The 22,957-nt window shown below is 75.5% G+C and carries 21 protein-coding genes; 3 read left to right on the top strand and 18 right to left on the bottom strand.

From position 1 onward, the window contains the following. Nucleotides 1-185: 185 nt before the first annotated feature. The 11 genes from tyrS to ACI79T_RS19840 all read right to left on the bottom strand — a co-directional run bounded on the left by tyrS (nucleotide 186) and on the right by ACI79T_RS19840 (nucleotide 11,635). Nucleotides 186-1,478 (bottom strand): tyrosine--tRNA ligase, encoded by a 1,293-nt coding sequence (gene tyrS / locus ACI79T_RS19890; RefSeq protein WP_456611818.1) that lies wholly within the window; start codon nucleotides 1,476-1,478, stop codon nucleotides 186-188. Further along, nucleotides 1,475-2,137, bottom strand: coding sequence for a DNA-3-methyladenine glycosylase (locus tag ACI79T_RS19885; RefSeq protein WP_456611817.1), 663 nt, complete (start codon nucleotides 2,135-2,137; stop codon nucleotides 1,475-1,477). The genes tyrS and ACI79T_RS19885 overlap by 4 nt, the downstream gene beginning before the upstream one ends. A gap of 2 nt (nucleotides 2,138-2,139) precedes the next feature. After that, entirely contained in the window at nucleotides 2,140-3,582 is a 1,443-nt protein-coding gene (gene argH, locus ACI79T_RS19880) for an argininosuccinate lyase (RefSeq protein WP_456611816.1), read from the bottom strand. After that, nucleotides 3,579-4,118, bottom strand: coding sequence for an arginine repressor (locus ACI79T_RS19875; protein WP_456611815.1), 540 nt, complete (start codon nucleotides 4,116-4,118; stop codon nucleotides 3,579-3,581). Before ACI79T_RS19875 ends, argH begins: the two co-directional genes overlap by 4 nt. Before the next feature lie 46 nt (nucleotides 4,119-4,164). Continuing rightward, nucleotides 4,165-5,112, bottom strand: coding sequence for an ornithine carbamoyltransferase (gene argF / locus ACI79T_RS19870; protein ID WP_456611814.1), 948 nt, complete (start codon nucleotides 5,110-5,112; stop codon nucleotides 4,165-4,167). After that, the gene (locus tag ACI79T_RS19865) at nucleotides 5,109-6,302 is read right to left on the bottom strand and encodes an acetylornithine transaminase (protein WP_456611813.1); all 1,194 of its coding nucleotides are present in this window, start codon (nucleotides 6,300-6,302) and stop codon (nucleotides 5,109-5,111) included. Before ACI79T_RS19865 ends, argF begins: the two co-directional genes overlap by 4 nt. Continuing rightward, entirely contained in the window at nucleotides 6,299-7,330 is a 1,032-nt protein-coding gene (gene argB / locus ACI79T_RS19860; protein WP_456611812.1) for an acetylglutamate kinase, read from the bottom strand. Before argB ends, ACI79T_RS19865 begins: the two co-directional genes overlap by 4 nt. Further along, on the bottom strand, nucleotides 7,327-8,478 hold the full coding sequence (gene argJ / locus ACI79T_RS19855; RefSeq protein WP_456611811.1) for a bifunctional glutamate N-acetyltransferase/amino-acid acetyltransferase ArgJ: 1,152 nt from the start codon (nucleotides 8,476-8,478) through the stop codon (nucleotides 7,327-7,329). The genes argB and argJ overlap by 4 nt, the downstream gene beginning before the upstream one ends. Then, the gene (gene argC, locus ACI79T_RS19850) at nucleotides 8,475-9,515 is read right to left on the bottom strand and encodes an N-acetyl-gamma-glutamyl-phosphate reductase (protein WP_456611810.1); all 1,041 of its coding nucleotides are present in this window, start codon (nucleotides 9,513-9,515) and stop codon (nucleotides 8,475-8,477) included. Before argC ends, argJ begins: the two co-directional genes overlap by 4 nt. 108 nt (nucleotides 9,516-9,623) lie before the next feature. Next, nucleotides 9,624-10,256, bottom strand: coding sequence for a class I SAM-dependent methyltransferase (locus ACI79T_RS19845; RefSeq protein ID WP_456611809.1), 633 nt, complete (start codon nucleotides 10,254-10,256; stop codon nucleotides 9,624-9,626). Beyond that, nucleotides 10,253-11,635: an MFS transporter gene (locus ACI79T_RS19840; RefSeq protein ID WP_456611808.1), complete on the bottom strand. Its 1,383-nt coding sequence runs from the start codon at nucleotides 11,633-11,635 to the stop codon at nucleotides 10,253-10,255. The genes ACI79T_RS19845 and ACI79T_RS19840 overlap by 4 nt, the downstream gene beginning before the upstream one ends. An 86-nt stretch (nucleotides 11,636-11,721) precedes the next feature. Here ACI79T_RS19840 and ACI79T_RS19835 point away from each other — a divergent pair, with 86 nt between their 5' ends. Then, on the top strand, nucleotides 11,722-12,603 hold the full coding sequence (locus ACI79T_RS19835) for a diacylglycerol/lipid kinase family protein (RefSeq protein ID WP_456611807.1): 882 nt from the start codon (nucleotides 11,722-11,724) through the stop codon (nucleotides 12,601-12,603). A gap of 86 nt (nucleotides 12,604-12,689) precedes the next feature. Here the strand turns inward: ACI79T_RS19835 and ACI79T_RS19830 are convergent, their stop codons facing one another. The 4 genes from ACI79T_RS19830 to pheS all read right to left on the bottom strand — a co-directional run bounded on the left by ACI79T_RS19830 (nucleotide 12,690) and on the right by pheS (nucleotide 17,464). After that, a complete protein-coding gene (locus ACI79T_RS19830; protein ID WP_456611806.1) occupies nucleotides 12,690-13,073 on the bottom strand; it encodes a hypothetical protein in 384 nt (127 codons plus the stop codon). A 68-nt stretch (nucleotides 13,074-13,141) separates the two neighbouring features. After that, complete coding sequence (locus tag ACI79T_RS19825; protein ID WP_456611805.1) at nucleotides 13,142-13,945, bottom strand: SDR family NAD(P)-dependent oxidoreductase; 804 nt, start codon at nucleotides 13,943-13,945, stop codon at nucleotides 13,142-13,144. Then, a complete protein-coding gene (gene pheT / locus ACI79T_RS19820; RefSeq protein ID WP_456611804.1) occupies nucleotides 13,938-16,400 on the bottom strand; it encodes a phenylalanine--tRNA ligase subunit beta in 2,463 nt (820 codons plus the stop codon). The genes ACI79T_RS19825 and pheT overlap by 8 nt, the downstream gene beginning before the upstream one ends. After that, complete coding sequence (gene pheS / locus ACI79T_RS19815) at nucleotides 16,397-17,464, bottom strand: phenylalanine--tRNA ligase subunit alpha (protein WP_456611803.1); 1,068 nt, start codon at nucleotides 17,462-17,464, stop codon at nucleotides 16,397-16,399. Before pheS ends, pheT begins: the two co-directional genes overlap by 4 nt. 181 nt (nucleotides 17,465-17,645) lie before the next feature. Between pheS and ACI79T_RS19810 the strand changes: the two genes are divergently transcribed. Continuing rightward, nucleotides 17,646-18,488 (top strand): EamA family transporter, encoded by an 843-nt coding sequence (locus ACI79T_RS19810; RefSeq protein ID WP_456611802.1) that lies wholly within the window; start codon nucleotides 17,646-17,648, stop codon nucleotides 18,486-18,488. A 137-nt stretch (nucleotides 18,489-18,625) separates the two neighbouring features. After that, nucleotides 18,626-20,806, top strand: coding sequence for an EAL domain-containing protein (locus ACI79T_RS19805; protein WP_456611801.1), 2,181 nt, complete (start codon nucleotides 18,626-18,628; stop codon nucleotides 20,804-20,806). Between the two features lie 24 nt (nucleotides 20,807-20,830). Here ACI79T_RS19805 and ACI79T_RS19800 read toward each other — a convergent pair whose 3' ends face one another. The 3 genes from ACI79T_RS19800 to rplT form a co-directional block, all read right to left on the bottom strand. Next, complete coding sequence (locus ACI79T_RS19800; RefSeq protein ID WP_456611800.1) at nucleotides 20,831-21,490, bottom strand: TetR/AcrR family transcriptional regulator; 660 nt, start codon at nucleotides 21,488-21,490, stop codon at nucleotides 20,831-20,833. Between the two features lie 158 nt (nucleotides 21,491-21,648). Further along, nucleotides 21,649-22,443 (bottom strand): TrmH family RNA methyltransferase, encoded by a 795-nt coding sequence (locus ACI79T_RS19795; RefSeq protein WP_456611799.1) that lies wholly within the window; start codon nucleotides 22,441-22,443, stop codon nucleotides 21,649-21,651. A gap of 96 nt (nucleotides 22,444-22,539) precedes the next feature. After that, complete coding sequence (rplT, locus tag ACI79T_RS19790) at nucleotides 22,540-22,923, bottom strand: 50S ribosomal protein L20 (protein WP_269194638.1); 384 nt, start codon at nucleotides 22,921-22,923, stop codon at nucleotides 22,540-22,542. Nucleotides 22,924-22,957: the final 34 nt, after the last annotated feature.

Genomic DNA, 22,957 nt, shown 5'->3' with positions numbered 1-22,957 from the left:
TCCAACTCTACGCCGGTTTCCAGCAGCCCGTCTAGCGGGGGCTGGTCCGGCGGCCCTTCCGGGCCGCGCGGCGCAAAGAGAAAGTTACACGCCCCCCGCGGCCCCGTGCAACCCGCCCCTCCGTGACGGCCGACACTCCCCAGCCACACCCCCGAAACCTGCTGGTCATCCGGGCGACGGGGCGGTCAGGCGCCCCGGCGGACGCCGGCGATGGCGCGCCGCCCGCGCCGCAGGACCAGCCACCCGCCGGCCAGCCACGCATCCGCCGGGGGCACGGCCTCCGCGTCGGTCACCCGCTCGTTGTTGAGGTAGGCGCCGCCCTCCTTCACCGTGCGCCGGGCCTCGGAGAGGCTGGCGACCAGGCCGGTCTGCTGCAGCAGCTGCGCGACGGTGGGCACGTCGCCGTCCACCGTGATGGCCCCGGCCTCCTCGAGCGCGGCCGTCAGGGTCGCGGCGTCGAGCGAGGCGAGGTCCTCCCGGCCGAACAACGCCCGGCCGGCCGCCTCCGCCTGGCGCAGCTGGTCGGGGCCGTGCACGAGCAGGGTCAGCTCCTCGGCGAGCGCACGCTGCGCGGTCCGGGCGGCCGGGCGCTCCAGGCTCTCGGCCACCAGCGCCTCGAGCTCCTCGGCCGGGCGCTCGGAGTAGAGGGGCAGCCACATGCGGGCGTCGGCGTCATCGGCGTTCAGCCAGAACTGGAAGAAGGCGTACGGGGACGTGAGCGCCGGGTCGAGCCAGACGGCGCCGCCCTCGGACTTCCCGAACTTGGTGCCGTCGGACTTCGTCACCAGCGGGGTGGACAGCGCGTGGACGGTTGCGCCCTCGGTGCGGCGCACGAGGTCGATCCCCGCCGTCAGGTTGCCCCACTGGTCGGACCCGCCGGTCTGCAGCGTCACCCCGTGCCGGCGGTGCAGCTCGCGGAAGTCGTTGGCCTGCAGGATCTGGTAGCTGAACTCCGTGTAGCTGATGCCGGCCTCGGAGTTCAGCCTCGCGGAGACCGCCTCCTTGGCCAGCATCTTGCCGACCCGGAAGTGCTTCCCGAGCTCGCGGAGGAAGTCGATCGCCGAGACGGGCGCCGTCCAGTCCAGGTTGTTCACGTAGACCGGGCTCTTGAGGCCCGCGCTCTGGGCCGGCACGTCCAGGAACGGCGCGACCTGCTCGCGGATGCGCTGGACCCAGGTGGCGACGGTGTCGCGGTCGTTGAGCTGGCGCTCGGACGACGGCCGTGGGTCCCCGATCAGGCCGGTGGCGCCGCCGACGAGGACGACGGGCTGGTGACCGGCCCGCTGGAGCGCGCGCAGGACCATGAACTGGAGCAGGTGCCCGACGTGCAGGCTCTGCGCGGTCGGGTCGAAGCCCGCGTAGTACGCGACCGGCCCCTCGGCGAGATGGGCGCGCAGCGCGGCCTCGTCGGTGCTCTGGGCGATCAGCCCGCGGCGGTGCAGCTCGTCGATCACTCCGGGCTCGGTTGAGGGGGTCACGGGAGCCCATCCTGCCCGGCGCTCCTGCGCCGCGGCTTCCCGCCCGCCCGGAACACGCTCACCGACGGGGCGCCGGTCTCCCAGAACCGCCACGGCAGCTCTACGGCCTTGCTGATGCCGACCCGCGGACCGGCCGACACGGCGGACGGGGGGCCGCCGTGGTGCAGCCGGACGGGGCCGGCGGCGTCGAGCAGGTCCCTCCCTCGGTCCTCGGGGCCGATGCCCAGCGCCTGGGTGAGCCGGGCCGGCCCCCGCGCCAGGTCCCTGGCGACCCGGGCGGCGGGACGGCGCGACCGCGCCAGCTCCTCCCCCACGACCACCTCGCCGGCCCGCATGAGCACCGCCGAGCCACGGCCTTCCGGCCCGACGACGACGTTGGCGCACCAGTGCACGCCGTAGCTGAAGTACACGTAGAGCCGGCCGGGCGGGCCGAACATGATCTCGGCGCGCGGGGTCGGCCCCGCGTGGGCGTGCGAGGCAGGGTCCTCCCCCTGCCCGGAGTAGGCCTCGACCTCGGTGAGCCGGAGCGCGACCCGGCCCTCCGGCCGGTCGGTCACCACCCAGCACCCGAGGAGAGCCGGGGCCACGACGTCGACCGGCCCGAGCAGCTCGTCGGCGCGGACGAGCGGCCCGGGCCCCGGGGCGTCGGACGACGGCACGATCAGAGGACCGGCGCCACCGGCGAAGACGACGCCCAGCGGCCGTGCGCGGCCGCCAGGTCCGTGAGCGAGGCGATCTGCTCGGCGACCCGCTCCGGCGCGGTCCCCCCGCGGGTGCTGCGCGCGGCCAGCGCGCCGCGCACGGAGAGCACCGAGCGCACGTCCGGCGTCAGCCGCTCGTCGATGCCGGCCAGCTGGTCGTCGTCGAGCTGGTCGAGCTCCAGCCCGGCCTCCTCGCAGAAGGCGACCATCGCGCCGCTGATCTCGTGCGCCGAGCGGAAGGGCACGCCCTGCCGGACCAGCCACTCGGCGACGTCGGTCGCGAGCGCGAAGCCCTGCGGCGCGGCGGCCTCGAGCACCTCGGGGCGGAGGGTGAGCGTCGCGATCATCCCGGTGACGGCGGGGAGCAGGAGGAGCAGCTGCTCCATGGAGTCGAAGACCGGCTCCTTGTCCTCCTGCAGGTCACGGTCGTAGGCCAGCGGCAGGCCCTTGAGCATGGTGAGCAGGCCGGTCAGGTTGCCGACGAACCGGCCGGACTTGCCACGCGCGAGCTCGGCGATGTCGGGGTTCTTCTTCTGCGGCATGATCGACGACCCGGTCGCCCAGGCGTCGTCGAGACGCGCCCAGCCGAACTCCGTCGAGGTCCAGAGCACGACCTCCTCCCCCAGCCGGGAGAGGTGGACGCCGAGCAGGGCGGCGACGAAGCAGAACTCCGCCGCGAAGTCGCGGTCGCTGACCCCGTCGATGGAGTTGTCCGAGGCCCGGTCGAAGCCGAGCTCGGCGGCGACCGCGTCGGGGTCCAGCGGCAGCGACGAGCCGGCCAGCGCACCGGAACCGTAGGGGCTCACCGCGGCCCGCTTGTCCCAGTCGACCAGCCGGTCGACGTCGCGGGCGATCGAGTGGGCGTGTGCCAGCAGCTGGTGGGCGATGAGCACCGGCTGGGCGTGCTGCAGGTGGGTCATCCCCGGCGCCGGGACGTCCTGGTACCGCTCGGCCAGGCCCACCAGGGCGAACTCGAGCGAGGAGAGCTCGCCGACCAGCGCCCGCACGTGGTGGCGCAGGTAGAGCCGCAGGTCGGTGGCGATCTGGTCGTTGCGGCTGCGGCCGGCGCGCAGCTTGCCGCCCAGCGCGCCGAGCTTCTCGGTGAGACCGCGCTCCAGGGCCTCGTGCACGTCCTCGTCGGAGTCGATCGCGGTGAAGGTGCCGGCGGCGACCTCCGCGGAGAGCTCGCGCAGGGCCCCGATCATCTGGTCGAGCTCGTCGTCGGCCAGCAGGCCGGCGCGGTGCAGGACGCGGGCGTGGGCCCGCGAGCCGGCCAGGTCGAAGGGCGCCAGCTGCCAGTCGAAGTGGGTGGACTTGCTCAGCGCGGCCATCGCCGGCGACGGGCCGCCGCCGAAGCGTCCGCCCCAGAGCCGGGTCTGCGATCCAGGTGCGCTGCTGCTCACGTGCCGGGTTCCTCTTCCAGGTCGGCGCTCAGTTCGGGGTAGACGGCGGGGGTGCGCTGCGCGAGCGCCCGCAGCCGGTCGGCCAGGGCCGGCCCGCCGTCGGGGTCGCGGGAGACGACCAGCAGAGTGTCGTCCCCCGCGATCGTGCCCAGGACATCGGGGAGGCCCACCTTGTCCAGCGCCGAGGCCAGGAACTGCGCGGCGCCGGGCGGTGTGCGCAGGACGGCGAGGTTCGCGCTGCCCTCGGCGCTGGTGAGCAGGTCGGCCAGCAGCCGGGTCAGCCGCGCGGGCGCCGTCTGGGCGGGGCGCAGCGGGGCGTTCTCCGGCGGCAGCACGTAGGACGCCGGGGCGCCGTCGGAGCCGCGCATCTTGACCGCGCCGAGCTCCTCCAGGTCCCGGGAGAGGGTGGCCTGGGTGACCTCGATGCCCGACTCCGCCAGCAGCGCGGCCAGCTGGGTCTGCGAGGTCACCGGCTGGGCCTCGATCAGCTGGCGGATGCGGGCCTGCCGGGCCGACCGCGTGAGCGCCTGGGTCATACCGACCGCGGCCCAGGACGTCGGCGGCGCACCGGGTGGCCGGCCGTCACGAGTTCTTCTCCAGCAGCCAGACGAGCAGGGCCTTCTGGGCGTGCAGCCGGTTCTCCGCCTCGTCCCAGACCGCGCTCTGCGGGCCGTCGATCACCTCGGCGGCGATCTCCTTGCCGCGGTAGGCCGGCAGGCAGTGCAGCACGACGGCGTCGTCGGCGGCCCGCCCGAGCGCGGCCTCGTCGACGGCGTAGGGCAGGAAGGGGGCGACGCGGGTGTCGTACTCCCCCTCCTGGCCCATGGAGACCCAGGTGTCGGTGACCAGCACGTCGGCGCCGTCCGCGGCGGCATCGGCGTCGGCGGTCCAGCCCACCGAGCCGCCGGTGGCCGCCGCGATCGTCGCGGCCCGCTCCAGCACGGCCGGGTCGGGCCGGTAGGACTCCGGCGACCCGATCCGCACGTGCATCCCGGCCGTGGCGCCGCCGAGCAGGTAGGAGTGCGCCATGTTGTTGGCGCCGTCGCCCAGGTAGGTCATCGACCGCCCGGCCAGCGAGCCCTTGTGCTCGATCACCGTCTGCAGGTCCGCGAGGATCTGGCACGGGTGGTAGGTGTCGGTGAGGGCGTTGACCACCGGCACCCGGCTGACCGATGCCATCGCCTCGATCCGGTCCTGGCCGAAGGTGCGCCACACGATGGCGGCGGCCTGCCGGTCGAGCACCCGGGCGGTGTCCTCGATCGGCTCGCCGCGGCCCAGCTGGCTGCTGCCGGCGTCGATGACCAGCGGGTAGCCGCCGAGCTCGGCCACCCCCACGGAGAAGGACACCCGGGTGCGGGTCGAGGGCTTGTCGAAGAGCACCGCCACCGCCTGCGGCGTGCCGTTCGGGGTGCGCAGCGGGGTCGGTGCGTCGGCCGTGTGCCGGCTCGCCTTGAGCGAGGCGGCCAGCGCCAGCACCTCCGCCTGTTCCTCGGGCGTGAGGTCGTCGTCCTTGAGGAAGTGCCGGGTCACTGGTCGTTCTCCTGGAGAGCCGTGTCGAGGGCGGCGGGCAGGGCCGCGACGAAGGCGTCGACCTGCGCGTCGGTGAGGACGAGGGGCGGGGCGAGGCGCAGGACGCCGGGCGCGACGGCGTTGGTGAGGAAACCGGCGGCCCGCAGGGTGGTCTCCAGCTGCGCGGCGACGTCGGCGGTGAGGACGACGCCGAGCAGCGCACCCCTCCCCCGGACGCCGCTGATCCCGGCGTGGCCGAGCCCCTCGATGCCGGTGGTGAACCGGTGCTCGAGCTCCTTGGCCCGCTCCAGCAGCCCCTCGTCGCGGATGGTGTCCAGCACCGCCAGCGCGGCGGCGGCGGCGATCGGGTTCCCGCCGAAGGTGGAGCCGTGCGAGCCCGCCGTCAGCAGGTCCGCGGCCTCGCCGAAGGCGAGCATCGCGCCGATCGGCAGACCGCCGCCGAGCGCCTTGGCCAGCGTGATGACGTCGGGGCGCAGCCCGTCGGCCTGGTGCGCGAACCAGTGGCCGGTCCGGCCGATGCCGGTCTGCACCTCGTCGACGGCGAACAGCGCGCCGGCGCCCGACGCCGCGGACGCCGCGGCGGCGAGATAGCCGGCCGGCGCCGGCAGCACGCCCCCCTCACCCAGCATCGGCTCGAGCAGGACCATGGCGGTGTCCGCGGAGACGGCGCCGGTCAGCGCGGCCTCGTCCCCGTAGGGCACGTACTGGACGCCTCCGGGCAGCGGCGCGAACGCGGCGGCCTTGGACGGCTGTCCGGTGAGCGCCAGCGCGCCCATCGTCCGGCCGTGGAAGGCGCCCTCGGCCGTGATCACCCCTGGGCGGCCGGTGAGCCGGCTGAGCTTGAACGCCGCCTCGTTGGCCTCGGCGCCGGAGTTGCAGAAGAAGACCCGCCCGGGCCGGCCGGCGAGCTCGAGCAGCCGCTCGGCCAGCAGGACGCCCGGCTCGTGCATCGCCAGGTTCGAGACGTGGCCCAGCTTCGCCGCCTGGGTGGTGATCGCCTCGACCACCTTGGGGTGGGCGTGGCCGAGGATCGTCGTCGCGATGCCGCCGAGCAGGTCGGTGTACTCGCGCCCGTCGAGGTCGGTGACGGTCGCCCCGGAACCGGAGTCGAGCGCGACCGGCGGCGCCTTGTAGTTGTTCATCATCACGGCCGACCAGCGGCGGGCCAGCTCCTCGGTGTGCGTCGTCATGCTGTGCCCTCCTTCTGGTCCTTCGCCGGGACGACCATCGTCCCGGTGCCTTCGGTGGTGAACGTCTCCAGGAGCAGGGCGTGCGGCGTCCGGCCGTCGACGACGGTCGCCCGCTTCACCCCGCCCTCGACCGCCCGCAGGCAGGCGGCCATCTTCGGGATCATCCCGGCGTCCAGCGTGGGCAGGATCTCGGCCAGTTCCCGGGCGTCGATCTGCTGGACCAGCGAGTCGCGGTCGGGCCAGTCGGCGTAGAGGCCCTCCACGTCGGTGAGCACCACGAGCTTGACCGCGCCCAGCGCCGCGGCCAGCGCCGCCGCCGCGGTGTCCGCGTTGACGTTGTGCACGACGCCGCCGGCGTCGGGGGCGACGCTGGCCACGACCGGGATGTGGCCGGCGTCGAGCAGCGCGGTGACCGGGGTGGCGTCGACCGCGACGATGTCCCCGACCAGCCCGATGTCCACCGGCTCGCCCTCCACGACCGCGGTGGTCCGCTGCGCGGTGAACAGGCCGCCGTCCTCGCCGGAGAGGTGCACCGCCAGCGGGCCGTGCTGGTTGATCAGCCCGACGATGTCGGGGCCCACCTGGCCGGTGAGCACCATGCGGACGACGTCGATCGTCTCGGGGGTGGTCACCCGCAGGCCGCCGCGGAACTCGCTGGCGATGCCGAGCTTGGCGAGCATGGCGCTGATCTGCGGACCGCCGCCGTGGACGACGACCGGCAGGATGCCGCAGGTCCGCAGGAAGACCATGTCCTCGGCGAAGGCCCGGCGGCACTCGTCGTCGACCATCGCGTGGCCGCCGTACTTGATGACGACGACGTTGCCGTGGAACTCCTTGAGCCACGGCAGCGCACCGGTGAGCACGGCGACCTTGGCGGCGTCGCCCTCGGGGTCCTTGCGCCGCATGACCCGGCGGGTGCCGACGGTCCTCGGCCGCGGTGGGGGGACGGGCTCGTCGATCCGGACGTCGGGGGGCGTCGGGTCCTGGGGGGCGGGGTCCTGGGGTTCGGGGTGCTGGTGCTCGCTCATGTGGAGTAGGCCGAGTTCTCGTGGACGTAGGCGATCGACAGGTCGTTGGTCCAGATGGTCGCCGTCTCGTCGCCGGCCCGGAGGTCGACGTCGATGGTGATCTCCCGGCCGGTCAGGTCGACGCCCTCGCGCGGGTCGCCGATCGCGCCGCCGCGGCACACGGTGACCCCGTTGATGGTCACGTCCACCTGGTCGGGCTCGAACGCTGCGTCGGTGGTGCCGATGGCCGCGAGCACCCGGCCCCAGTTCGGGTCGTTGCCGAACAGCGCCGTCTTGAGCAGGTTGTTGCGGGCGCAGGCCCGGCCAGCGGTGAGCGCGTCCTCGACGCTGGCTGCGTTGCGGACGGTGATCGCGATGTCCTTGGTGGAGCCCTCGGCGTCGGCGAGCAGCTGCATGGCGAGGTCCGTCGCCGCGGCGGTGAGCGCCTCGGTGAACTCCTCCACGCTCGGTGTGACGCCGCTCGCCCCGCTCGACATGACCAGGACCGTGTCGTTGGTGGACAGGCACCCGTCGGAGTCGACCCGCTCGAAGGACAGGCTCGTCGCCTGCTTCAGCGCGGACGAGAGCACCGAGGCCGGGACGACGGCGTCGGTGGTGAGGACGACGAGCATCGTGGCCAGCGACGGGGCGAGCATGCCGGCGCCCTTGGCCATCCCGCCGATGCTCCAGCCGTCCCGCTCCTGCACGGTCGTCTTCGGGACGCTGTCGGTGGTCATGATGGCGCGGGCGGCGTCGGCCCCGCCGTCCTCGCTCAGGGCCTGCGCCGCGGCGCTGACCCCGGCGGTCAGCCGGTCCATGGGCAGCCGCGTGCCGATCAGGCCGGTGCTGGCCACGGCCACGTCGATCGCGCCGAGGCCCAGCTCGACGGCCGCGTGCTCGGCGGTGGCGTGGGTGTCCTGGAAGCCCTCGGGACCGGTGCAGGCGTTGGCCCCGCCGGAGTTGAGGACGACCGCGCGCGCCCGCTCGCCGGCCAGCACCTGGCGACTCCACAGCACCGGCGCGGCCGGGAAGCGGTTGGTGGTGAAGACGGCCGCGGCGGCGTCGTCCGGACCGTGGTTGAGGACGACGGCGACGTCGGGGTCGCCGGAGGACTTGAGCCCGGCGGCGACGCCGGCGGCGGAGAAGCCGTTCGGGGCGGTGACGGTCACGGTGCTACTCCAACCAGGGGAAGTCCGGTGGTCTCGGGCAGGCCCAGGGCGAGGTTGGCGCACTGGATCGCCGCTCCCCCGGTGCCCTTGGTGAGGTTGTCGACGGCGGCGACGACGACCAGCCGGTTCGCGTCGGCGTCGACCGCCACCTGCAGCGCGACGGTGTTCGCCCCCAGCACCTGCGCCGTGGTCGGCCACTGGCCCTCGGGCAGCAGGTGGACGAACGGCTCGTCGGCGTAGGCCGTCGCGTAGGCGGCGCGGGCGGCGTCGGCGTCGACCCCCGGCCGCAGCGTCGCCGAGCAGGTGGCGAGGATGCCCCGGCTCATCGGCACCAGGGTCGGGGTGAAGCTGACGGTCACCGGGGCGCCCGCCGCCTGCGACAGCCCCTGGATCATCTCGGGCGTGTGCCGGTGCGCTCCCCCGACGCCGTAGGCGCTCGCCGCGCCCATGACCTCGCTGCCGAGCAGGTGCGGCTTCGGCGCCTTGCCGGCCCCGCTGGTGCCGCTGGCGGCGACCACCACGACGTCGGGCTCCACCAGCCCGGCGGCCAGCGCCGGCGCGAGCGCGAGGGTGACCGACGTCGGGTAGCACCCGGGGACGGCGATCCGCGTGGCGCCGGACAGCTGCTCCCGCTGGCCGGGCAGCTCGGGCAGGCCGTAGGGCCAGGTGCCGGAGTGCACGCCGCCGTACCAGCGGGCCCAGGCGGCGGGGTCGTTCAGCCGGTGGTCGGCGCCGCAGTCGATGACCAGGGTCTCGGCCGGCAGCTGGTCGGCGATCGCGGCCGACTCGCCGTGCGGCAGGGCCAGGACGACGACGTCGTAGCCGGCGAGGGCCGCCGCGTCGCTGGGCTGGACGGTCAGCTCGGCGAACGGGAGCAGGTGGGGCTGCAGCTCGCCCAGGCGTCGGCCGGCGCTCGAGTTGGCGTGCACCCCGGCCAGCCGGAGATTCGGGTGCCCGGCCAGCAGCCGGCACACCTCGCCTCCCGCGTACCCGGTGGCGCCGGTGACCCCGACCGTCCACGTCTGCGCTGCGCTCACGATGCATGACCATACACGGCCATGCATGACCGTTCACTCGGATATCGGTGTCGCGCTTCGGAGGCCGGTACCTGTCGTCTGGGACGAGGCGGACGACACCCGCTGCGCTCAGCGACGCACCAGGGCCCGCGCTGCCACGAACCAGGTGCCGGCCATCAGCACCTCGCCGCCGAGCTCCGCAGCCAGCTGTTCCGGCGCCAGGTACCGCTTGTAGACCCGGTGGCGCGACCCGTCGTTGAGCTCCCGTTCCTGCCACTCCTCGGCCGGGACGCCGGGCCGGAGCGCCGAGTCGACCACGACGAGCTCGGCGGCCACGCGCCCCGCTTCGGCGAGGAAGGCCGTCCGTTCGTCCGGCGGGAGGTGGCCGTAGAAGTGCCCGGTGAACAGCCGGTCGAAAGCAGCGTCGGGAAAGGGCGACGCCAGCGCGTCGCCGACGAGCGCCGTGCCGCCCGCGAGGCGCGACCGCGTCAGCGCCGCCATGGCCGGGCTCCGGTCCAGCCCGACCACCGGACCCCGCAGGTGTCGCGTGAGGAACCCGCTGCCGCAGGCGATGTCCAGCGTGCGTGCGGGCGGGAGCCGCTGGACCAGGTGCAGGAGGTCCGCGACCTCGCCGTCCCACCCCGGACGGTCGCGGGCGGCGAAACCCCCCTGCCCGAGGTACCACTCGTCGTACTCGGGTGCCCGCTTCTCGTAGTAGTCGGAGGTGGCGGCGTCTCGGGCGAAGACCGGCTCCGGGGTCATGTCAGACATGCTTCCCGGGGGAGCCGGGCGAAGGCGACGGCGGTGAGGAGCGCCAGCACGGCCGTCGCCGCCCACGCGACCACCGGCGTCCCGGTGGTGGCGCTCGGGACGCCCGTGGTGGCTGCCGCCACCAGCAGCACGAGCGCGGTGCCGATCGCCGTCCCGAGCTGGGCGCTGGTGTTGATGACGCCGGACGAGGTCGCCCTGCGTGCCTCCGGGACGTCGGTGCCCAGCGACGTCGTCGCCACGGCGACCAGGCCGAGCCCGACCCCGGCGAGCGCCATGCCGGCCCCGACGAGGACCGGGGCGGCCGGCGATATCAGGGGCACGGCGATGCCGACCCCGATGAGGGCCAGCCCCGCCGCGGTCACCCCCTCCCGGGGCCGTCGCACGATCAGCCGGGCGGCGACGGCCGAGCCGGCGATCACGGAGACGCTCAGCGGCAGCAGCGTGGCCGCCGCCTCCAGCGGGGTGCGCCCCAGCGTGGACTGGAGGTAGAGCGTGATCAGGGTGGCGACACCACTGGTGGTGGCCGTGTTGACGAAGGATCCGGTGGTACCGCGCAGCACCTGCGGCCGGCGCAGCAACGGCACCGGCAGGAGCGGCGCGGCCGTCCGGCGGTCCACCGCCGCGAACGCACCGCCGACGACGACGGCGGCGCCGGCGGCGAGCGCTCCGGGCAACCGGGAGCCGTCCTCGCCGAGGAGCGTCGTGCCGACCACGAGGAGCATGACGGCGGCGGTGAGCAGGACCGACCCCGCGGCGTTGAGCGGCGTCCGGTCGGCGGGGCGGGCGTCGCGCGGGACGAGCGCGGCGATGGCTGCGGCCTGGGCGGCCGCCATGACCAGCAGCCCCCAGAAGATGACCCGCCAACTGGTCACCGCGGAGACGACGCCGCCCACGACGAAACCCGCCGCCCCCGCGGCCGCGCCGGCGGCGCTCCAGGCGGCCACCGCGCGCGCCCGGGCCCGGTCCCCGTCGGCGACCGTGGTCAGGATCTTCAGGGCGGAGGGAACGGCCGCGGCGGCGGCCGCTCCCTGGACGCAGCGGCCGGCGGTGAGCGCCAGCACGGAGGTCGCCGCAGCGGCCAGCAGCGAGCCGGCCGCGAAGAGCGCGAGGCTTCCCAGGATCGCGCGCCGGTGGCCGAGCCGGTCGCCGAGGCGGGCGCCGAACATCAGCAGGCCGCCGAAGAACATCGCGTAGCCGGTGGCCACCAGCGTGCTGTCGGCCGCGCTGCCGCCGACGTCGGCCAGCATCGGCGGCAGCGCGGTGACCACCACGGTGACGCCGAGCACGTCGACGAACTGGACCAGGCAGAGTGCGGCGACGACGCCGCCCAGCCGGCTGCTGGTGGGGGCGCTGCGAGGCTGCGGGCTCACGGCGGGGCAGTGTGCCGGACACCACCGACAACCCGCCCGGGTGAACGCGGTGACTGCGCACCTCGCGCGCTGGGCAGTGGCCGCAGGTGACCTCGTTCGACCGGATCGTCATCGTCTTCAACCCGCAGAGCACCGGTAACGCTCCCGAGTCGGCCGAGGAGCTCCGGAGCGAACTGGCGGACCGGCTCGCGGCCGTGCCGCTGGAGCTCTCCCCCACCCAACACGCCGGCCACGCCCGGGACCTCGCGCGGGAGGCCGCCGGCTCGGGCAGCCCCCTCATCGTCTCGGTGAGCGGGGACGGCGGCTACAACGAGGTGGTCAACGGGGTCATGGACGCCGGCAACGACCGGGCGGTCTGCGCGGTGCGCGCCGCGGGCAACGCCAACGACCACCGGCGGACGACGCGCGAGCGGCCGCTGGCGGACGCGGTCGTGGCCGGCGACGTGCGGCGGATCGACCTGCTCCGGCTGACCGTCGGCAACGGCCCCGACGCCTGGGTCCGCTACGCGCACTCCTACATCGGCGTCGGCCTGACACCCGTCGTCGCCGTCGATCTCGAGAAGGGCGGCAAGGGGTCGTGGCGCGAGATCGTGTCCGTGGTCCGGGGGTTCTCCCGCTTCCGGCCCTTCCCCATCCGGCTCGAGGACGGCCGCCGCCGCCGGATCGACAGCCTGGTGTTCGCCAACATCGCCCAGATGGCCAAGTACGCCAAGCTCAGCGACGACGGCACCCCGGACGACGGCCGCTTCGAGGTGATCACCGAGCGGCGGACCGGCAAGCTCCGCGTGCTCTCCATGGCGATCCGGGCAGCCACTCGCGGCCTCGGCCGGCAGCCCAGCGCCACCCACTACGCCTTCACGACGCTGGCGCCCATGCCGCTGCAGCTGGACGGCGAGCTGGTGGAGCTGGACGCGGACACGCTGGTGACCGTCGACATCGCGCCAGGAGCACTGGCCACGATCTTCTGATCGGCTCAGCGCTTCCGATCGGGCCGGCGGCGATGCGGTCGGCGGCGATGCGGCCGGCGAGGCTGGGACCGGAGGACGAACCGGGCTCAGGTACGCAGCGGCCGGGCGCGGTCCGGCCCGCGGTCCACCCACGAGACCGTCGCGGCGACCAGCAGGAGCAGCGACGGCAGCAGGAAGCTCCCACCGAGCCCCAGGCCGGTGATCAGCGACCACGTCACCGACACGGCCCCGAGAAGGGCGACCACCGCGGAGGCCGCCCGGGTCGTGCTCCCGCTCTCCACCCACAGGGCGAGGGCTGCGCAGATCAGCGGGATGCCGAACAGCACGAGGGCGAACGCGCCGCTGTCCTCCCACGCCGCCCGGCCGTACCAGGTCGCGAGGACGACGAGAGCCACGAGGGAGACGACGATCAGCCCGCGGGGCACGGGCGAGCGGGTCACCATGCTGGACTCCTCCTCGCTCGGCACCACCACCGCACCGTGGCACGGCGGCCCCGCGGGGTCAACGACGCCGGACCGCTCCCGCCGCAGCCGGGGCTTCAGCCGAGCGGGTCGCCGTCGCCGTAGGGGCGCAGCCGAAGCTGCCGGGCGGCGTCCCCCGGCGAGGTGGCGCGGAGGACGTCCAGGTCGTCCTTGCCGGCGCGGACGAAGCGGCCCGACCACTGGTCGAGCTCGCCGGCCGCGATCGCCGCGACGATCTCCACCACCTGCTCGGGCGGCGTCCAGTCGCTGAAGCCCTGCCACATGTGCATGGAGCGGGTCATCGGGGTGTCCACCACGCCGGGGGCGACGTCGAAGGCCCGCACGTCCGAACCCTCCAGCGCGGTCGCCAGGCTCTCGGTGAGCCGCATGAGCCCGGTCTTGGCCACCGAGTAGGCGGAGTAGTCGGGGTTGGCGCGGGTGCTCATGCCGCTGGCGATGTTGACCACCCGGCCGCGGTTGCGCAGCACCATCCACGGCACCACCGAGCGGATGGTCAGCTGCGCGCCCCGGACGTGGCTGGACACGACGTCCCACCACTGGTCGGGGTCGGCCTCCCAGACCGGGACCTCGAACTCGTCGATCAGCCCGGCGTTGTTGACCAGCAGCTCGACGGGTCCGAGCTCCTCGCGGACCCGCCCCACCGCGTCCTCCACCGACGCCCGGTCGGTGACGTCGGCGGCCACCGCCAGCGTGCGGGCCCCGGTCGCGTCGGCGACCTCGGCCATCGCCGTCCGCAGCCGGTCCTCGGTCCGGGCCAGGCCGGCCACGGCCATCCCCCGGGCGGCCAGCCCTTCGACCAGGTGCCGGCCGATGCCGGTCGACGCCCCGGTGACGAGAGCGACGCCCTCCAGCTCAGGCACGGAGGGTCGCGCCGGTCGCCGCGGCGGCGGCCGCCACGGCCGCGTCGCGCACCGCGGTGGCCTCCTCGCCGGTCAGGGTCCGGTCCGGCGCGCGCAGCGTGAGGGCGTAGGCCAGCGAGCGGGCGCCCGCCGGCACCGGTGCGCCGGTGTAGACGTCGAACAGCCGCACCGACTCCAGCAGCTCACCGGCACCTTCGCGGAGAGCGGCGTCGACGTCGGCGGACGGGACGTCGTCCCGCACCACGAGCGCGAGGTCGAGGAGCACCGGCGGGAAGGCGGAGATCGACGGGGCCTGCGGCACGGCCGGCGTGGGCAGCGCGTCGGCGTCGAGCTCCATCACGGCGGTGCGGGCGGGCAGGCCGAGCACCTCGCAGACCTTGGGGTGCAGCTCGCCCGCGTACCCGATCACCCGGTCGCCGATCAGCAGCGCGGCGCACCGGCCGGGGTGCCACGGGGCCCGCTCGGCCTGCTCGACGGTGAGCTCGGCCCCGGCGGCCGCGGCCACCACGCGGGCGGCCTGCACCGCGTCGGCCCACTCCGCCGGGCGGCCCGGCCCCCACCAGCCACGGGGCTCGCGCTGCCCGGTGAGCGCCACGGCCACGTGCCATGGCTGCGGCGGCACCGCACCCAGCAGCGCGGCGAGGGTGGCGTCGTCGGGGCGGCGGTCGACGCCCGGCAGCGGGGCGGAGGCGCGCTCCCCGCCGGGGAACACCGTCCCGTGCTCGAAGAGCGCGACGTCGCGCCGGCCACGGGCCAGGTTGCGCGCGAGGGAGGCGAGCAGGCCGGGCAGCAGCGTCGTGCGCAGCAGCGGCGCCTCGTCCGAGAGCGGGTTGCGCACGGTGTGCACCCGGCGGCGCTCGTCGTCCCCGGGGAGACCGAGCGCGTCGAGCTGCGCGGTGCCCAGGAACGGGAAGGCGGGGGCCTCGACGTAGCCGGCGTCGGCCAGGGCGCGGCCGATGCTGCGCCGCCGGCGCTGCCGCTCGGTGAGCCCGCGGCCGGGCGGGGCGGTCGGCAGGATCGAGGGGATCTCGTCGAAGCCGCGGAAGCGCACGACCTCCTCGACGAGGTCCGCGGGCTCGCGCAGGTCACCGCGCCACGAGGGCGGGGTCACCGACAGGGCGTCGCCGTCGCCGTCCACCTCGGCGCCGATGGCCGTCAGCACCTCGAGCACCTGGGCGCGGGTGTACGGCACGCCGGCGATCCGGCCGGGCAGCCCGGCGTCCAGGCCGACGACCGGCCGCGGGCCCCGGGTGTCGACGTCGACCGGCGCACCGGTCACCCGCGCACCGCCGTGCTCGACGAGCAGGGCGGCGGCGCGGGCGAGCGCGACCACCGTGACGTCGGGGTCGGTGCCGCGCTCGAAGCGCTTGCCGGCCTCGCTGGGCAGCCGGTGGCGGCGGACGCCGCGGGAGATGCCGTTCGGCTCCCAGTGCGCGGCCTCCAGCAGCACCGCGCTCGTGGCGTCGCCGATCTCGGTCGACGCCCCGCCCATGACCCCGGCGAGCCCGATCGGGCCCGACCCGTCGGTGATGAGCAGGTCGTCGTCGGTCAGTGCGCGGTCGACGTCGTCCAGGGTGGTCAGCCGCTCCCCCGCCGTCGCCCGGCGGACGGTGATCGGCCCGGTGACGGTGGCGCGGTCGAAGGCGTGCATCGGCTGGCCGAGCTCGAGCATCACGTAGTTGGTGACGTCGACGGCCAGCGAGATGCTGCGCACGCCGCACTGGGCCAGCCGCCGACGCAGCGACCACGGGCTGGGCGCGGTGGGGTCGAGCTCCTCCAGCGCCAGCATGGAGAACCGATCGCACCGGTCGGCGTCGGCGACGGTGACGTCCCACGCGGGCGCCCCGGACCACTCCGGCAGCGGCAGGTCGGCCGGGTCCCGCCAGGAGACGCCGAGCACGCCGGCCAGGTCGCGGGCGATCCCGCGCATCGACATGGCGTAGCCGCGGTCCGGCGTCACCTCCAGGTCGAAGACGACGTCGTCCAGGCCCAGCACCTCGGCGGCCGGGGTGCCCGGCACGTAACCGCCCTGCCCCAGCACCAGGATGCCGGCGTGGTCCTCGCCGATGCCCAGCTCGCGGACCGAGCAAATCATCCCGTCGGAGACGTGGTCGTAGGTCTTCCGCGCGGCGATGGCGAAGTCGCCGGGCAGCACCGCACCGGGCAGCGCGGCGACGACGAGGTCGCCGACGGCGAAGTTGCGGGCACCGCAGACGATCCCCCGCGGCTCCGCCTCACCCACCTCGACCTGGCAGTAGCGGATCGGCTTCTTGAAGCCGGTGAGCTCCTCGATCTCCAGCACCCGGCCGACGACGAGCGGGCCGGTCGTGACCGGCGGGCGGACGACGTCCTCCACCTCGAAGCCGAGCCGGACGAAGGCGGCGTCCAGCTCCTCGACGGTGATGCCCGCCGGGAGTTCGACGAGCTCGGACAGCCAGCTGACGGGGACCTTCACTGCTCAACTCCGAAAACCGTGGTGAACCGGACGTCGGCCTCGGCGATGTCGTGCATGTCCGAGACCGCGGAGCGGAACTGCAGCGCCCGCTCGATGCCCATGCCGAAGGCGAAGCCCGAGTAGACGTCGGGGTCGATGCCGCAGGCGCGCAGCACCCGCGGGTTCACCATCCCGCAGCCGCCCCACTCGACCCACTGCGGGCCGTCGCGGTGCTCGGGGAACCAGACGTCGAACTCCGCCGACGGCTCGGTGAAGGGGAAGAAGTGCGGCCGCCACCGGGTGCGGGCGTCCGGGCCGAACAGCTGGCGGGCCAGGTGGTCCAGGGTGCCGCGCAGGTGGGCCATGGTCAGGCCGCGGTCCACGGCGAGGCCCTCGACCTGGTGGAAGACCGGCAGGTGCGTCGCGTCCAGCTCGTCGGTCCGGTACACCCGGCCCGGCGCGACGACGTAGATCGGCGGCTGCCGGTCGAGCATCGTTCGCGCCTGCACCGGGCTGGTGTGCGTGCGCAGCACCAGCCCGGAGTCCTCGGGCGCGACGAAGAAGGTGTCCGACATCCACCGGGCGGGGTGGTCCGGGCCGAAGTTCAGCGCGTCGAAGTTCAGCCACTCCGCCTCGAGCTCCGGGCCCTCGGCGACCTCGTACCCCATGCCCACGAAGGTGTCGGCGATCCGGTCCATGAGCGTGGTCAGCGGGTGCCGGGCGCCCCGCGGTGCGCGGTCCCAGGGCAGGGTCACGTCGACCCGCTCCTCGGCCAGCACACGGGCGTCGCGCTCGGCCTCCAGCGCCACCTTGCGGGCCTCGTAGGCCTCGGTGACCGCGATCCGGGCCGCGTTCACCCGCTTGCCGGCGTCGGACCGGGCCGCCGGCGGCAGCGCGCCCAGCTCCCGGCGGGCCAGCAGCACCGGCGCCCGATCGCCCAGGTGCGCCGGGCGGACGGCGGCCAGGGCCGTCAGGTCGCCGGCGGCCCCGAACGCCTCGAGCGCGGCACGGACGGCCTCGTCGAGGGCCTCGGGCGAGAGCGCGGCGACCTGCTTGGGGTCGTAGGGATCGTTGGCGCCAGACACGGGAGGCCATTCTGCCCGGCGACCGCCCCGGCGCGCGCCCGGGTTCGGGTGCGAGGATCGCTCGGCGTCGCCGACCTCCGCATCCTGGCTCACCGCACCGGGTCCTGGCTCAGGGTCGACGCCGAGCCAGGACCCCTGTTGATCAGGTGACCTGATCAACAGCGAGCAACCGGAGGTACGGGTGGCGGTCGTGCTGGCGCTGGCATCGGCGGTCGTCTACGGCGCCTCGGACTTCCTCGGCGGGCTGGCCAGCCGCCGGGCGTCCGTCTTCGGCGTCGTCGCGCTCTCCCAGCTGGCCGGGCTCGCCGCGCTCCTGGTCCTGCTGCCCTGGCTCGGCGGGCCGGCGACGTCGGCGGACCTGGCGTGGGGCGCGGCGGCGGGGCTCGCGGGCGCCGCCGGGCTGCTGGTCTTCTTCCGCGCGCTCGCCGGCGGGGTGATGAGCGTGATCGCGCCGGTCACCGCGGTCACCGCGGCCGCCGTCCCGGTGCTGGTCGGGATGCTCGGCGGGGAGCGGATCGGCCCGTGGGCGCTGGCGGGCATCGTCCTCGCACTGATCGCCGTCGTCCTGGTGTCGGCCGAGGCCGGGCTCGCCGCCCTGCGCGCCGCCCGCCCGGCGAGCCTGTTCCCGGCGCTGGTCGCCGGGGCGGCCTTCGGGCTGTTCTTCGTGCTCCTGGACCGCACCTCCCAGGACGCCGGGCTCACCCCCCTGGTGACCGCCCGACTGGCCTCCGTGGCGCTGGTGACCGCCGTCGCGCTGAGCACGCGGCAGTCGCTGCGGGCGGGGCGGGCGGCGCTGCCGCTGGTGGTGGTCTCCGGCGTCGGCGACATGACCGCCAACGGCCTGTTCCTGCTCGCCACCCAGGAGGGCGGCCGGCTGGCCATCACCGGGGTGCTCGCCTCGCTGTACCCGGTCAGCACCGTCCTGCTCGCCCAGGTCGTGCTGCGCGAGCGCCTGGTGCCGGCCCAGCTGGCCGGTCTGCTCGCCGCGGCGGCCGCCGTGGTGCTCATCACGATGCCGGGCTGACTCCCCCTCTGGGGTGAGCGCGGCCGGCTCGGCTCCGGCCCGGCGCCCCTCCGGCCGATGCCTGGTCCGTGGACTCAGCGCTCCCCGAGATCGACGCTGCCCTCTCCGCGGCTCTCCGCCCCGGTGGGGTGCGCAGCGTGTTCCAGCCCATCGTCGAGCTCGACACCGGCTCCGTGGTGGCCTACGAGGCGCTCGCGCGCGGCCCCGAGGGCCCGCTGAAGCGCCCGGCCCTGCTCTTCGCCGCCGCCCGCGGGGCCGGGCTGCTCGCCGAGCTCGACGCCGCCTGCCGCGTGGCCGCGTTCAGCGGTGCGGTGCAGCACGGCCTGCCGGCGCCGCTGGCGCTGTTCGTCAACGTCGAGCCCGAGGTGCTCGACACCGCGCCGATGGACGAGCTGCTGGCCATCGCCGAGACCGCTCCGGGCGGGTTGCGGGTGGTCCTGGAGATCACCGAGCGGGCGCTCGCCACCCGGCCGGCCGAGCTGCTGCGCACGGTGGCGCGCGTGCGCGAGCTGGGCTGGGGCATCGCCCTGGACGACGTCGGGGCCGACGCGATGTCGCTGGCGTTCATGCCGATGCTGCGCCCCGACGTGGTGAAGCTCGACCTGCGGCTGGTGCAGGAGCGCCCCGGCCCGGCCATCGCGCAGATCATGAACGCGGTCAACGCCTACGCCCAGGCGACCGGCGCCGCAGTGCTCGCCGAGGGCATCGAGGACGACACGCACCTGGCCATGGCCCGGGCGCTCGGCGCCACCCTCGGGCAGGGCTGGCTGTTCGGCCGTCCCGCGCCGGAGCCGACCTGCGACCGCCCCCTGGGGTCGCTGCCGCCGCCCGTCGAGGACGGCGGGGCCGACGTCGATCCCGGCTCGCCGTTCGCCTGCCTCCCCGAGGGGACGGCGCTGCGCAGAGCACCCAAGGCGCTGCTGATCGAGCTGAGCAAGCAGCTGGAGCGGGAGGCGCTGCGGCTGGGCGAGACCTGCGTGGTGACCGCGACGTTCCAGGAGGCCCGCCACTTCACGCCGTCGACGACGCAGCGCTACCGCGACCTGGTCGAGCGCACCGGCTTCGTCTGCGCGCTCGGCGAGGGGCTGCCCGCCGAGCCCCTCCCCGGCCTGCGCGGCACCGACCTGGCCGCGGACGACCCCGTGCGCGGCGAGTGGGACGTCGTCGTCCTGGCCCCGCACTTCAGCGTCGCGCTGCTGGCCCACGACCTGGGCACCACCGGACCGGACCTGCAGCGCGAGTTCGAGTACGCCCTGACCTACGACCGCGACGTCGCCGTCCGGGCGGCCCGCAGCCTGCTCGGCCGGGTCGCGCCGCGCACCGGCGCCCCGGTGCGGCGGGCGTTCGCCGCGGCCCCGGCCCCGGAGGTCACCGCCGCGGCGGCCGCAGTGCCCGAGCTGCTCGGCGACGCCGGCCTCGTCCGGCGGGCCCTCGAGGCGACGCCGAGCGGGGTCTGCCTGGTCGACGTCCGCCTGCCCGACCAGCCGCTGGTCTACGTCAACCCCGCCTTCGAGCGCCTGGCCGGGCTGACCCGGGAGGAGCTGCTGGGACGCAACTGCCGCTTCCTCCAGGGCTCCGACACCGACCCCGGCGCGCTGGCCCGGATCCGGGCCGCCGTCGCCGCGGGCGAGGAGTGCCGCGAGGTGCTGCTCAACCACCGCGGGCCCGAGCGCACCCCCTGGTACAACGAGCTGCACCTGGCGCCGGTCACCGACGCCACCGGCGCGGTCGTGCAGTACATCGGCGTGCAGGTCGACGTCACCGAGCGGGTGGCGGCGCAGCGGGCGCTGGAGCAGGAGCGGGACCGGGCGCGCGGCTACCTCGCCCGGATCGAGGAGCTGACGGTCACCGATCCGCTCACCGGCCTGGCCACCCGCCAGCACCTGCAGGAGCAGGCGGAGACGGCGCTGTGGAACGCCCGCGCGGCCGGCGACGCCGTGGCGCTGGTCGTGGTGGCCGTCGACGACCTCGCCGCGGTCGAGGACCGGTACGGCTGCGCCGCCGCGGAGGAGCTGGTGACCGCCACGGCGCAGCGGCTCCGCGCGCGGCTGCGGCGCGGCGACCTGGTCGCGCGCTGGAGCCACGACTCGTTCGTGGTGGTGCTGCCCGGCCTCGCGACCGGCAGCGCCGCCCGGGAGGCCGACCGGGTGCGGGCCGAGCTCGCCGACGCCGCCCGCGGCCCCGCCCTCGTGGGCGGCGTGCCGGTGTCCGCCGGCGCGCGCACCGGGGCGAGCTGCTTCCCGGCCGACGCCGACGACGTCACGGGGCTGCTGGCCGTGGCCGACCGGGCCGCCGGCCGGCTGCCCGCCGCCCGCTGACCCGGGCGGCGGTCGTCCGCCCGGTCAGCTCCGCGGCGGGAGCAGGGTGCCCAGGCCGCCGTCGGCCAGGTCGGTGAGCTGGTCGACCAGGTCGGCGGCGGAGACGGTGCGCGCCCCCGACCACCAGTGCGTGGCCAGCTGGACCATGCCGACGACGCCGTAGGCCCACGTCATCGCGCCCTCGGCGGGGCGCCCGGCGTCGGTGAGCCGCTGGCGCAGCAGACCGCCCAGGGCGCCGGCGACGGCGTGCTCGGTGGCCGCCACCAGGTCGGCACGGCCCGCGCGACCCGCCTGCGCGTAGGCGAAGCGGTAGAGCGCCGGCTCGTCCTCGATCAGGGACACGAACGCGGCGATGACCGTCCGCAGCTGCTGCCGGTCGTCGCCCCGGCCGGCGGCCAGCTCGCCGAGCAGGCGGGGCAGCAGGATCGCCTGGGAGATGCGCTCCAGGACGGCGTCGATCAGCTCGTCCTTGTCGCTGAAGTACCGGTAGATCACCGTCTTGGAGACCCCCGCGCTGCGGGCGACGTCGTCGACGGAGAAGTCGGGACCGGCGAGGCGGACCGCCTCGACGGCGGCCCCGACGAGGTCCTCCCGCCGGGCGCGACGGTGCTCGGTCCAGCGGGACCGGCGCCCGTCCGTCGCGGGCGCCGCCGGCGCATCGGCGACCCGTTGCCTGTGTTCCACGGTGATAGCCACCTTCTTCCAGATCCCCGACGCCTCCACGGCATCTCTCGAATACTGCTCGATCCCGGGCGTCCGCATCCCCTCCGCGCACCGCCGGATCCGGCGAGTGCCGCGCGCCGTCCGCGGTGACGACCCGGCCGGCGGCACGGGGCGCCGGCTCAGCCCTGGGCGAGCTGGGTGGTGTAGAGGCAGATCGCGGCGGCCGCGGCGAGGTTGAGGCTCTCCGCCCGTCCCCGCATCGGGATCCGCACCCGCGCGTCGGCGAGCGCCGCCAGCTCGGCCGGCACCCCCCGGGCCTCGTTGCCGAACAGCCACAGCACCGGCCCGGCGAGCCGGCCCTCGGCGACCAGATCGGGCAGCTGCGCCGCTCCCCCGCCGTCGGCGGCGAGCACGGTCACCCCGACCGCGCGCACCGCGGGCAGCAGCTCCGCCAGCGGCGCCCCGCGGACGACGTCGACGTGGAAGAGGCTGCCGGCGCTGGCACGGACGGCCTTGCCGCCGTAGGGGTCGGCCGAGCCCGCGCCGAAGACGACCGCCCCGGCGCCGCAGGCGTCCGCCGTCCGCAGCACGGTGCCGGCGTTGCCCGGATCGGCGAGCTCGGCGAGGGCGACGGAGAGCCGGGGTGGCGCCGTCGTCAGCGTGTCGGCGGGGACGTCCCGCAGCGTGCAGACGGCGACCAGGCCCTGGGGGGTCACGGTCTCCGACAGCCCGGCCGCGGCCTTCTCGGTGACCGGCCGCACCGGCACCCGCGTCTCGGCCAGCAGGTCGCGGTGCGCGGCCGCGGCCGCCTCGGTGGCGAAGACCTCGCGGACGCCGTCGGGGTGGGCCAGCGCCTCGACCACGGCCTGGCGCCCCTCGGCGAGGAAGAGCCCGGCCGCCTCCCGCCCGGCGCGCCGGGTGAGCTTGCGCGCGGCGGCGATGCGGGCGGAGCGCTCGGTGAGCGGCTCGGTCATGCGTTCCCCCTTCTGCCCGGAACAGACGCCGACGCCGCCGGCGCCGGCCCGCGAGGGCCGGTCACCGACGGCGTCGGGACGTCGGTACCGCCGGGATCAGGCGGCGGCGTCGTTCGCCGGGGCGGCGGCGACCGCGGCGCGCGCGGTCTCCACCAGGGCGGCGAAGGCGGCCGGCTCGTTCACGGCGAGCTCGGCGAGGACGCGACGGTCCAGCTCGATGCCGGCCAGCTTGAGCCCCTGCATGAACCGGTTGTAGGTCATGTCGTTCAGGCGGGCCGCGGCGTTGATGCGGGTGATCCACAGCTTGCGGAAGTCACCCTTGCGCGCCTTGCGGTCGCGGTAGGAGTACGTCGCCGAGTGGAGCAGCTGCTCCTTGGCCTTGCGGTACAGCCGGGACCGCTGGCCGCGGTAGCCGGCCGCGGCCTCCAGGGTCGTCCGGCGCTTCTTCTGGGCGTTGACCGCCCGCTTCACGCGTGCCACGTGAGTGCTCCTGTCTTCCTAAAGGTCAGTGGAG

The organism is Blastococcus sp. SYSU DS0619 (genome assembly GCF_054051035.1).
This window is presented reverse-complemented; position numbering and strand designations above follow the sequence as displayed.